The organism is Alteromonas sp. ABH2_165 (assembly GCF_056159945.1).
Window position 1 is genome coordinate 888528 of record NZ_JBSWWF010000001.1, and the last position, 12700, is coordinate 901227.

The 12700-nt window shown below is 46.6% G+C and carries 7 protein-coding genes and 1 tRNA gene; 6 read left to right on the top strand and 2 right to left on the bottom strand.

Translation table 11 applies throughout. The features are described from left to right. Positions 1-295 precede the first annotated feature (295 nt). From ACXAFQ_RS03945 to ACXAFQ_RS03970, 6 genes are all read left to right on the top strand, one after another. Positions 296-2953 (top strand): ATP-binding protein, encoded by a 2658-nt coding sequence (locus ACXAFQ_RS03945; RefSeq protein WP_474818252.1) that lies wholly within the window; start codon positions 296-298, stop codon positions 2951-2953. Between the two features lie 182 nt (positions 2954-3135). Then, positions 3136-3212, top strand: a tRNA-Val gene (locus ACXAFQ_RS03950). A 111-nt stretch (positions 3213-3323) separates the two neighbouring features. Beyond that, positions 3324-4949, top strand: coding sequence for an amidase (locus ACXAFQ_RS03955; RefSeq protein ID WP_474818253.1), 1626 nt, complete (start codon positions 3324-3326; stop codon positions 4947-4949). Positions 4950-5207: 258 nt separating this feature from the next. Beyond that, a complete protein-coding gene (locus ACXAFQ_RS03960) occupies positions 5208-5768 on the top strand; it encodes a DUF3237 domain-containing protein (protein WP_474818254.1) in 561 nt (186 codons plus the stop codon). A gap of 146 nt (positions 5769-5914) precedes the next feature. Further along, positions 5915-6802 carry an ABC transporter ATP-binding protein gene (locus tag ACXAFQ_RS03965; protein ID WP_474818255.1) on the top strand — a complete coding sequence of 296 codons (888 nt, stop codon included), beginning with the start codon at positions 5915-5917 and terminating at the stop codon, positions 6800-6802. An 11-nt stretch (positions 6803-6813) separates the two neighbouring features. After that, positions 6814-10365 (top strand): ABC transporter permease/M1 family aminopeptidase, encoded by a 3552-nt coding sequence (locus ACXAFQ_RS03970; protein WP_474818256.1) that lies wholly within the window; start codon positions 6814-6816, stop codon positions 10363-10365. A 143-nt stretch (positions 10366-10508) separates the two neighbouring features. Here the strand turns inward: ACXAFQ_RS03970 and ACXAFQ_RS03975 are convergent, their stop codons facing one another. Together ACXAFQ_RS03975 and ACXAFQ_RS03980 are read right to left on the bottom strand one after the other, a co-directional pair. After that, a complete protein-coding gene (locus tag ACXAFQ_RS03975; protein WP_474818257.1) occupies positions 10509-11393 on the bottom strand; it encodes a dienelactone hydrolase family protein in 885 nt (294 codons plus the stop codon). Positions 11394-11474: 81 nt separating this feature from the next. Further along, positions 11475-12677 (bottom strand): DUF6607 family protein, encoded by a 1203-nt coding sequence (locus ACXAFQ_RS03980; RefSeq protein ID WP_474818258.1) that lies wholly within the window; start codon positions 12675-12677, stop codon positions 11475-11477. Positions 12678-12700 lie beyond the last annotated feature (23 nt).

Below are 12700 nucleotides of genomic sequence, written 5' to 3' on the forward strand. Positions count from 1 at the left end.
TGACAAAGCTAGATGATATTGACTACTGATTAACCGAGCAAAAGGTGCACCAGGTTCAAGCTGATCTTCGCTCGATACTACCCGTAGATAAAATCATCAACCTGCTTTTCATGCGTTTCTGATTGCTAAAACTGACCAGGAGTAAATGGTCTCTGATATATGTCGTTTAACGCATTTAATGAATCACAGTTTGTTAAGTTTATCAGTCTCATTGGTTGTGTGATAGGTTAGCATCTGAAACGACAAACCTCGGTCTGTGAGAAAGTATCGAGCGAATAATAAGGTAAAAAAATTAATGAGTTACGACCCGAAATCCTTCCCTTATCAGAAGTGTGAAGATGAGCCTATTCACATTCCTGAAAATATTCAGAGTTACGGATTTTTGCTCGCTTTCGACAAATCAGACCTCACCATCCAAATAATCAGTGAAAATGTAAGAGAGTTATTTACTGAAGAGGTGATAGGCCGGGAGTTTCTCACCTTGTTGTCTTCTGAAACCGATGAAAAGCAGTTTCTGCAAGAAACCTTCGACCGTGTTTCTAAAAGCAAGATACGTCTGCCCATTAAATTGCGCCTTAATCGTGACATACTTGCATCACATCAGGACGAAGATTACCTTGCTGTGGTGTATGATAGCAGTGGCTATTACGTAGTCGAATTCGAGCCGGCCACAGAATTTCGTGATACCTACAGTGCTGAGCAATTTATAAAGTTATATGCCATGTCTGTGGCACCGCGTTTCAAAGAAATGACGTCGTTGAACGAGATGGCCGCTGAAATGGTCTCAACCATCCGTTATCTGACAGGCATGGACCGCGTTGTTTTATACAAATTCAACGAAGACTTTTCCGGAAAAGTGATCGCAGAAGCAAAAGCCGATGATATTTCATCCTATGAAGGGCTTTATTTTCCGGCTTCTGACATTCCGAGTCAGGCGCGAGAGCTCTATAAGACTAATTGGGTTCGCCTAACGCCTGATACTGAATTACCGCCGTCGAAGCTTATTCCCACTCAGGAAGAGATGGGAAGAGAGCCTCTGGATTTGTCGCGTTCACTGTTGCGCCGTTTTTCTCCTATTCATTTACAATACATCCGTAATCAGGGTTTGCGGGCGTCATTTTCTATTTCCCTGGTGACGGAAGGTGAACTATACGGCTTGATTTCTTGTCATCACCGAGAGCCTTGCTACATTCCTCAGGATGTAAGACTGCAGTGCGAAAACCTGAGCCAGTTGTTCAGCTGGCATTTGCGGGCAAAAGAAGAGGAAATCGCTCGTGTGAAAAAAGAAGAGACCGATAAAGCCGTCGATCTAATGCTGGATAAAATTGGTCCTTCCAATCCCATTGGGCGGGTAGTGAAAAGTGGTGAACAAGCGTTTCTCAATGCTTTGAATTCAGACGGGTTTATCTATTTCTCTCAATACGAGACCATTTCTCTGGGCGATGTGCTACCTGTCGACCTGGTAAAAGCCATCTTTTTGAAGGCAAGTCACAGCGATGGTTTCCCCTTTACCTGTGACAATCTGTTTGAAGCGTGGCCAGAGGCCAAAGAGCATGGTATCGCGGGTATTATGATTATTCCGCTTTTCGAGAAAAAGCGCTATTTCACGGCCTGGTTCCGAAAGGAGAATACGCGTTATCAGCGTTGGGTCGGTGTGGAAAACGAAAAATCTGAAGATGCCCCGAAAGATGAACGTTTAAAACCACGCACTTCGTTTGCTGTGAACGAACGGGCCATTATGGGTTACGCCAGTCCCTTTGATCGTGCTGATATCGAAACGGCAAACCGACTAAACCGCATGTTTCTGGTTTATGCCCTCGATGTGCAGGAAAAAATGCATATCAGTATTCAGGAGTTGGAACGTCAAGACCGTTACCGCAACGAGTTTTTAGCCACCCTAGCCCACGAATTACGCAATCCATTGGGGCCAATCACATCGGGGGCTGCAATCCTTGAAAGCGTGGATGACGAGGCGACACGCAAACGGGTCACTTCAATCATTGGTCGTCAGGCTGCTTACATGTCAAAACTGGTCAACGACCTCATGGACGTGTCCCGTATTACTCAGGGCAAAGTAAAGCTGGAATTCGAAAAACTGCTTATTCACGATGTCATATCGCAATCGCTGGAAATGGTGGATGAACACATTCAGCAGAAAGGCCATCATATTGACGTGGAATATCCTGCAGAGCACGTAACGGTTTACGGCGACAAGGCGCGTCTTAGCCAAATATTCTCCAACATTATTCACAACGCAGCCAAGTACACTGAAGAAGGTGGCAACATTGCAATTAGTGTTCGCGGTGAAGGCTCATTGGTGGTGGTAGAAATTGCCGACAACGGTATGGGAATTCCGCAGGAACGCCTGGCTGATGTATTTAATATGTTTACGCAAATTGAGGCTCATTCTACCCACACAAAAGGTGGCTTAGGCATTGGACTAACATTGGTGAGTAAACTCGTGGCGCTGCATCACGGTGATATTCGTGTTGAAAGTGATGGGGCAGGAAAGGGGAGCTCATTCTTTATTCGTTTGCCTATTTCACGTGTCGCCTTTGATCAAACTACGATGGGATCGGATGATCATGCGGCAACGGCTGAAACTCGGGTGATGTTTGTCGACGATAACGCCGACCTGGTTGATACCTATTGCATGCTTGCAGAATCAATGGGTTACAAGGCGCAAGGCGTTTCTGACCCTAAAAATGCCCTGGCGTTATTTAAATCGTTCAAACCCAACTGCGTATTCCTCGATATCGGCATGCCCGATATAGATGGCTACGAATTATGCAAAGTATTAAAGATCCAGCCTGAAGCGGCGCAGGTGAAATTCTATTCTCAAAGTGGATGGGGTACCGACCGTTACCTGGAAGACTCAAAAAAAGCCGGTTTCGAAAAACATTTAGTGAAACCCCTTACCAAAGAGATTATTAAAGCGTCAGTGGAATATTGATTTAAGTGGTCGTGGCCGATAGTTTTTTCGGCCACTGCTAACCAATTCGCCACCTGTTGATTGTAAATCAAACGAATGGACTGCAACCGGTGGATAAAAGCAAAAAATCACTTGCACCCCTTGGGCGGCATCGTTATTATACGCGCCGTTCACAGCAATCGCGGTGAACATCTTAAGAAAATGCGTCTATAGCTCAGTTGGTTAGAGCGCTACCTTGACATGGTAGAGGTCCCCTGTTCGAATCAGGGTAGACGCACCATTTTCTCTTCTTCTTATGATTTGCCTTCTTTCCAATAATTGCGCAAGCGAAGTAGCATCTTCTGTTGTTTGATGATAAAAATTTGAATTAAATTCAAATAAAGACAGAAAAATGCAATTTTTCACCGCACTTCTTTTATGTTGTTTCGTTTACGTTGCTCAAGCTCAAGCCCAGTCACAAACTGATGCTAGCCCGAAGAACTGGCTAGAAGCCAACGCCAGTGAGCAAGCAAAAGCCATTGCCGAGGGAAAGCTTACCTCTCAGCAGCTGGTCTTTGCTTACCTGAATCGTATTGACTCACTCGATCCTCGAATTAACAGTATCCTGAGCCTGAACGGTGAAGCCATGAAGGTTGCCGCGCAACGTGATCTTGATGTCAAAAGCGGTAAGCCGCTTGGCCCACTTCATGGTGTTCCCGTTCTGTTGAAAGACAATATTGAAACCAAAGACATGCCGACAACGGCAGGTGCGATGGCGTTAATCAATAATGATACTGGCCGGGATTCTCCGCTGGTGGCCGGTTTACGCGAAGCGGGTGCGATTATTCTAGGAAAAACCAATTTATCTGAATGGGCCAATTTTCGCTCTGAAGATTCCATCAGCGGTTGGAGTGCAGTAGGTGGTCTAACCCGCAACCCGCATAACCTTGCTCGTACGCCATGTGGCTCATCTTCAGGTTCCGGTGCGGCAATGGCTGCAAATCTTGCTTCATTAACAGTCGGTACTGAGACGAATGGCTCTATTATTTGCCCGGCATCTTTCAATGGGGTTGTGGGCTATAAGCCCACGGTAGGACTTATTTCGCAAACTTACATTGTTCCTATATCTTCCAGCCAGGATACGGCAGGTCCTATTACTGCCACGGTTGCCGATGCTGGCTTGATGGCATCGGTCATGGCGGACAAAAAGGTTGCTGCGGAGCATAATGTAAACTTAAACCAATTTTCTTCGCTCAACGGGGAGCGAGAAGGCAAGCTAAAAGGTAAGCGAATTGGCGTGGTGCGATTTTCACCAAGTCGCGTCGACGGTGTGAATGAGGCCTATGAACAGGCATTAAACACCCTCAAAGCACAGGGCGCCGTGCTAATAGATATTAATGAATTCTCCATGCCAGATGAGTTTTGGGATAAATCGTATTACGTGCTGCTTTCAGAATTTAAAACCACGATAAACGCGTATCTGGCAGACTCGCCAGCGCAGTTACCCGCTCGTTCCCTTAAGGCATTGATCGCGTTTAACCAAAATGATGACCGGGAGATGCAGCTGTTTGACCAGAGCATTTTCATTAAGTCAGAGGAAACGAATGGCGCAAGTGGAGAGGCTTATCAATCAGCTGTCGCGTTTGTTCAGAACGCTACCGGCAAAGAGGGCATTGATCAACTGCTGGCAGATAACGAGGTTGATATTCTGGTAGCCCCCTCGAATAATCCCGCATTTCTGATTGATGCTGTATACGGCGACCACGCGCCGAAAGGTTTCACTGGCATCGGCTATATGGCCGCTATTGCAGGCTATCCCCACGTAAGTGTGCCGATGGGAGCGGAAAAAGGCTTACCGTTGGGGTTAAGCTTTATCAGTAGCGCCTGGCAGGATGCAGTTGTGCTCAGCGCGGCGAATGCGTTTGAAAAATCGCATCAGTTTGCTCTTAAACCTCAATTTTATCCTAGCCGGGCTCAGAGCCCGGATGTGGAAACACTGTTTCGCCCCGCGAAGAGCAACAAGGCTGATCCAATGTAAAGTCAGTGGCGCTAAAATTCTGGATAAGGTTGTATTGTCTTTTATTTTTGTCGCGCTTGGTAGCAAGTCCACCTTCATTTTCTCTGTTAAGGTGGCGGTATGTTTGCCTGTTTCTGTGAATGACCGGCGCCGCCAGTGCTGCAAACTAGATGCGCGCTGAGCGACATTCGGGTTAATTCATTTGATAAAGACTATCTTTAAAGCCGAAATCTGGCAGTATGGAATAAATTAAACAAATTATTAACAAAGGTGCCTGTCATGCCTTCCGTTTTGCGTATGGTCTCACTCATTTGCTGTTTCTTTTGCTGTTTATCCGCCGCAACCCGCGCGGCAGATGATTCCACTGTCTATGCGGATATCCCCGAGCCTGAGCTTGAGTTTTTGTTTGAAGCAACAGTCACACTAGATCCGCCCAGAGAGGTGGGTACTACACGCTACGGAAAGCGTCGTATTATCGGCATTAACGGCGGAACATTCCATGGACCGCAGCTTAGCGGAAAGGTACTCAGCGGTGGCGCAGATTGGCAGACTGTGCGCGCCGACGGCACGGCCGATCTTGTGGCAGATTACAGCCTACAAACCAGTGATGGTGAAATCATTTATGTGCATAACGAAGGCTTAAGAACCGCGAGCCCAGAGGTACTGGCGCGACTTGCTAAGGGAGAGGATTTACCCGCCGCTGCATACTACATGCGAACTGCGGCTAAACTTGAAATAGCCTCGGACAGCCAGCATGCCTGGTTGAATAAGGCACTGATCATTTCTACTGGAATGCGAAAAGCAAACAGCGTGATTTTGCATTTTTATCGTATTAAATAGTAATTAAATCAGCTTTCTAAAAGCTCTCTAACAACTAGGGTTAAATACATTAGATTGAGATAAATGGTTACAAATTACTGCAATCAATGATGAATGGGCTGGTATAGAGTAAAAAATACGAAAAACTCTAAGCAAATGGAACTGCAATGCTAACGATAAACCAACTTACAAAAACGTATTCTAATGGCGTTCGCGCCCTCGACAGCATTAATTTGACCATTCCAAAAGGTATGTTTGGCCTGTTAGGCCCCAACGGTGCGGGCAAATCCTCTCTAATGCGCACTATTTCCACATTACAGACTCCCGATCAAGGCACTATCGAATTTGATGGGGTAGACGTATTGGCGCAGCCAAATGAATTGCGCCAGCGATTGGGTTACTTGCCACAGGACTTTGGTGTGTATCCTCGAATAAGCGCAGAGCGTCTGCTTGATCATTTAGCCATACTGAAAGGACTCAACAACAAAGCAGAACGTAAGGAAGCCGTAGAAGGGTTATTGGTACACACTAATTTATGGCAACACCGTGATAAAGCGGTGAGCGGCTACTCTGGCGGCATGCGTCAGCGATTTGGCATCGCGCAGGCATTGCTTGGCGACCCTGATCTGATCATTGTCGATGAACCTACCGCTGGTCTTGATCCAGAAGAGCGCAACCGGTTTCATAATCTGCTAGTGAGTCTTGGTGAAGAGAAAGTCATCATTCTTTCCACCCATATCGTTGACGATGTTTCCGAGTTATGTCCTAACATGGCTGTATTGGGGCAGGGAAAAATACTCTTGGAAGGCAACCCAATTGAACTGACTCATCAACTGGACAGCCGTATTTGGAGTAAGCAGGTTTCTCAGGAAGAGTTCAAAGAAGTAGAGCAAAATTTCGCGCTCATTTCATCACGTCTCATCGCTGGAAAACACGTGGTACATGTTATGGCTGATGAGGCACCTGCCGGTTTCTCTCCGGCACCGGCAAACCTTGAGGATGTGTATTTCTCAACGCTTTACCAGTCACGTAAACACACCGCTAACGCTGCATAAGGGGCGGGATCATGTTCTGGAAAAGTCTTGCTTTTGAATGGCGTTATTATTTACGCCAGCCTTCATTTACTGTTACTGCTTTAGTGTTTTTCCTTTTGCCGTTTTTGGCGACGGTATCCGATAACGTAAGGATTGGAGGCGCTAACTCGTTGTACAACGGCAGTTACGCCATTGCGCAGATCACCATCATCATGGGTATTTTCGCGCTATTTTTGTTAGTGAATTTTATTGCTGGTACCGCAACCCGCAACCACACATCGAAAATGAGCGAACTCATCTATACCCGGCCGGTCAATCCTCTGCAGTATCAATTAGGTCGTTTTACGGGGGCGGTTTTGGTCAGCCTCACCGTTTTCGCCATGGTGCCCATTGGTGTACTCATTGGTTCATTCATGCCGTGGGTCGACCCTGAGCGCCTCGGGCCAACGGTACTGAGTTACTACCTTACGCCTTATCTTTATATTATTGTGCCTGGATTTTTTTCCATGGGCATGATTTTCTACGCGGTTGCCCATCGAACCCGCTCTGTCATGGCGAGTTACCTTACAGCAATGGGCGTATTTATTGCCTACGTGGTGGGTGGCTTACTCACCAATGAGCCTGAATACCGAGAAATAGGTGCCATGCTCGACCCCTTTGCCGTGAGAACGTTTGGTGAAATAAGCCGATATTGGACGGCCTTCGACAAAAACACCTCGCTTATTTCATTTAGCGGTTTACTGTTGCAGAACCGACTCATATGGCTTGCCGCGGGAAGTATTGTCTTACTCGCATTTGGCGGGCTATTTTCACTGCGCTGGCAGCAAAGTAACCGCAAAGTGAAACCAACGAAAGCGTCGCGTGTTCCTGCGCCTGTCGATAATAAAATCAGGTATAAAGCCTCTGGGGGCTTTCAATGGCATAAGTTCATCACGTGTTTAAAGTTTGAGATGCGTCAGGTGCTACTAAGCCCCGCCATGATCGTACTGCTGGTTTTTACCCTGTTTAATCTAAGTGGCATGTATGCCGTTGATTTTCAGGGAATGTACGGTACCGGAAACTGGCCTTTGACACGTTACATGGTTGATGCCATCTACGACAACTTCTTCCTGACCTTCCTCATCGTGATTATCTATTACAGCGCAGAAATCGTGTGGCGGGAACGGGGCAGTGGTATGGGTGACATCATCGAGTCAACGCCAGTTTTTAATGCCGTATTCTGGGTAAGCAAATTGTTTTCCATGTGGGCCGTATTGGTTGTGCTTTGTTTAATAGGTATGGCTTTCACGCTTTTCTTCCAGGTATCAAAAGGCTATACCCTCTTTGAGTTTGATGTGTACGCCGTTGGGTTATTTTACGTAAAACTCATGCCATTTATTTGGCTTAGCGTACTCACCTTTTTTATTCAGGTACTCAGCCCGAATAAGTTCATTGGTATGCTGCTTTCGTCGGCCTATTTACTTGGTTCTATGGTGCTGAGTCAGTTAGGTGCTGAACACACTATGTGGCATTACGGGCAGGGGCCTTCCGTGCCGTATTCAGATTTAAACGGTTTCGGCTGGTTTTTAGCTGGGTTTAATTGGTACATGCTCTACTGGGGTGCGCTGAGCCTGGCGCTATCTGTTATTGGCTTTGGTCTGTGGCAACGGGGTCCAGAAAATAAACTGAAAGATCGGTTACGTTTGTTGGGTTATCAGATGGGACGAACCGGCAAGGGTTTGCTAGCGGCCAGTTTGATTGTATTTTTCCTCACAGGCGGTTTTATTCATTACAACACTAAGGTGGTAAATGAATTTGTTGGTCAGGATGAAAGGTTAGACTTACAAGCTGCGTATGAGCTTGAGTTTGCTCAGTATGAAGATGACAACATTCCTGTCATTACCAAGGTTGATGCACATGTCGATATATTCCCTGAACAGCGCCGCATAGAGGCCAAAGCCGATGTTGTTTTTGAGAATAGTGCAGATACCCCGATCAAGCGGGTGTTGTTGACTGTGCCGTCGAATACCGTGGAGTGGGCGATTGATTTACCTGGCGCCTCAGTGGTCGAACAGATTGACGAATTTGATTCGGCTTGGCTTGAATTTGCAGAGCCTATGTTACCTGGGTCAACCATAGCCGGCACCCTTTCTGTGGTTCGAGATCACAATGGTTTCCGCGATCGGAATACCGATGTAACGGTGGCTGAAAATGGCACGTTTATTAATAATTATGAACTGTTTCCAACCATGGGCTTCCGTGGTGATAGGGTTATTACCGACCGCCATGAACGTCGCAAGCGAGATTTACCTGAGCGGCCTGTGGCAGCCAAACTGGAAGATACCAGTAAATACACCGAAAGCTTCTTTGGCAAGGGCGTCAACTTCATCGATTTTGAAACCACGATTTCAACGTCGGAAGGGCAGATTGCCATTGCACCGGGGTACCTTCAAAAAGATTGGAGTGAAAACGGGCGTCACTATTTCCATTACAAAATGGACGCGCCTATGGTGAATTTTTACTCTTTCTTGTCTGCAAGTCATGAAGTAAAACGTGAAGTGTATAAAGGCATTAACATCGAAATTTACTACGATGAAAAACATACCTGGAACCTCGATACTATGATGCAAAGTGTCAAAGATTCACTGGATTATTTTGGCTCAGCCTTTGGCCCCTATCAGCATCGACAGGTGCGTATTATTGAATTTCCAGGCTACCGTTCCTTTGCCCAAAGTTTCGCTAATACCGTGCCTTACTCTGAAGATATCGGGTTTACCGCTGACCTGCGTGACCCTGATGATATTGATTATGTGTACTATGTTACCGCCCACGAAATGGCGCACCAATGGTGGGGACACCAGCTCGGCGCTGCGAACGTTCAGGGCAGTGCAATTTTGTCGGAGAGCTTATCGCAGTACAGTGCATTGATGGTGCTGCAACAGCGTTATGGCGCTAACAAAATGCGTAAGTTTGTGAAGTATGAGCTAGACCGTTACTTAATGGGTAGAAGTAACGAGATCTTGGAAGAAATGCCATTTATGCGCAGTCAGAACCAGAATTACATTCACTATCGCAAAGGCTCTGTGGTGATGATGGCGCTGTTAGACAGACTCGGTGAGTCGCGTTTGAATAGTGCCCTTCAGTCACTTCTGGAAAAATTCCGTTATCAATCGAACCCATTCCCGACAACGCTTGATTTGTTGTCAGAATTAAATGCCGTTGCCACCCCGGAAGAGCAAGGGTTTATCGCAGACTTGTTCACGCGTATTACTTTGTACGATCTTAAAATTACCAATGTAGAATCAGCCCAGGTGAATGAAGAGTTTGAAGTAACGCTAACCATTACCGCTGCGAAGTATGAAGCGGATGGTGAAGGGCGAGAAACGGAACAGCCGCTGAATGAGTTGGTCGATATTGTATTGTTTACGGTGAACCCTGATAAGCTCCAGGAAGACAACCAGATCCTTTACAAGGCGAAACATAAACTAACAAGTGGTGAGAATAAAATAACTATAACGGTGCCTGAGATGCCAGCTTACGCCGGGGTTGATCCCTTCGTGAAGCTCATCGACAGAGACGGCAATGATAATATTAAAGCGTTATAGCGAGATGTTTGTCATTGTGACAAGGTGAAAACTTAAAAGCCGGCGTTTACAGGTTCAATGGCTCAGATATCTAAACCAGATATTTGAGCATGAATACTGAAAAACGTCGGCTTTTTAACGTCTTGTATGCTTTACGCCGATGACTAGCCCTTAAGGCCTTTTTCAAATACCTCTAGCATGCGGTTCCAGGCGATGTCGGCTTGTTTCTCGTTGTACACTTTTGAATCCGGTGGCGTCCAGCCATGCAAAGTGCCAGGGTAAATGGCAATATCTGCGTCAATGCCCGCTTCCTCATAAGCTTCGGATAACAGGGGCGTCATGTCCGGACTCCTTTGTGCATCGTTTTCAGCAACGGCGTGTATTGCAACTGCTTTGCTGTCTTTCACTAGCAGATGTGGACTATTTTCGTCGTCAGTCGCCAAACCGCCACCATGGAACGACGCAATGGCGCCAACTTCATCAGGGAATGCGGCGGCAGCAAAAATAGTAAAGCTGCCACTCATGCAGTAGCCCATAACCGCTTTGGGTTTCGAGGCGTCAACGGCATCCTGCTGGTTAAGAAAATTAAAGAATGCACGGTTGTCATTGTTTGTATTTTGTTGGGTAAGTTTGGCCCGCATAGGGCTAAGTACGCCCCAGGCCGCTTCAGAGGGAAACTCGATGCCTTGAGGCAAGGCTGCGCCTTTCACATCACGATAAAATGGGTTCACTACCAGCACCGCATAACCTTTCGCTGCCAGACGTTGCCCCATTAAATCAAAGGCTGTGCGACGGCCTTTGATGTCTGGCCACATCACCACGCCAGCAAAGGCACCGCCTTCTGGATAGGTAAGTAAACAATCCGCTTCGCCGTCAGGCGTTTTTACCGAAACTTCTTCAGTTTTAACGCTTCCTCGTGCCTGAGTAAACTGCGGAAACGCGGTAGCTAATGAGCCTACTGCAACGAGTTTATGGAAGTTTCTGCGGCTCAATGTCGTTGCGTTTTTTACGGCGTTATCTGCATCCGCTTCAGTGTGATGATCGCACATAGTCAGGTTTCCTTTTACGAGTTTGCTAAAAAGCCTTCGGTGTCTGTTCACTTTACCCTGTTAAAAAGGTTAGTCACTGATTCACTGAGTTTGTTCCTGCGGATCAGTCACCATTTTTAAATACGGCGCCAATGTGCTTCGGATTTGTTTTATTTCTTCATCACTGTCGTATTGCCCGCCGTCGGCGATTTTCTGGGCGCGACCGAAGAACGGCATAAACATCGATACACCGTTCGCTTTTTTACTGATGACTATCGCTTTGTTTTGTTCTGCCAGTTCGTGCCATACCGTTCTGACATCTCGCCAGTAATTCGCCGTTTTTTCCCAGTAGGTTTCACCAGGTGAAAAATCGTGATCTTTAATGCGTTCATATCGGGCAATACCAAATTCTTTAGCAATATAGGGTGAAGTGGTCGAGGGCTTTCCACTGTCGGATAACACTAACTTGTAGTTTTCCTCTTCCTGAACCCAGCCATCAGGCAGAATAATGTGTTTGTTTACACCCTCCAGTACTTGGTAATCACTTCTGACACTGCTTTCACGACGAGGCAACGGCCGCCAGGTAACATCGCTCACCCATTGCGAACGATTGCCTTTGTGTTCCCATATTCCATGCGATTCATAGCGAGGAGAATCATCCACTTGAAATACTGACTGAGACCAGTGGCCAGCATTTTGTTGTTCATCAAGCGGATGGTTTTCCCAGGTTTGATTTCCGGCATACACAAATTCGCTGGACTTTTCATATTGCCAATCCTGTCGCCAATGCTTCATCACCATTGGCTCACTGGCTTGACCGTTTTCATCTACGAAAACCATGACCATGATATGCTGCAGACTGATAAAATCAGGTTTATCTTCGACAACGGCTACCCATTCCGTGCCCCAGGAGCGATAAGGTTTTGAAGGCTGATAATCAGGAGAAAATCCCATGGTTTCGATAAAATCAAAGCTCACTCTGAAGTAACCCGACATGGCCAGAATGGCTTCACGGTCGCGCTCATAAGTTGAAAGGCCATCTTTTTGCAGGTTACGCCAATGCACCGATGGTGTGGAATCTTTGGTGGTTTGCGTGCCCGTTGACGTGCCACCCCGGGGCGAAAAGTCGCAATTCTCTTCTATAAATTGCCATCCAAATACATAACTGGGTGCCTGACAAGGGGCAGGGGCTGAGGTGTTCTCGGTTTTCGCCTTATCCGCAGCACAACCCGAAACTGAAATCATTGCAGTGGCAAAACCTAAGCAAAATAGGCTTAGTTTAGAAAATCGGTTGCCTAAAATCATGTTACACTCCTTTTTTATCCCTT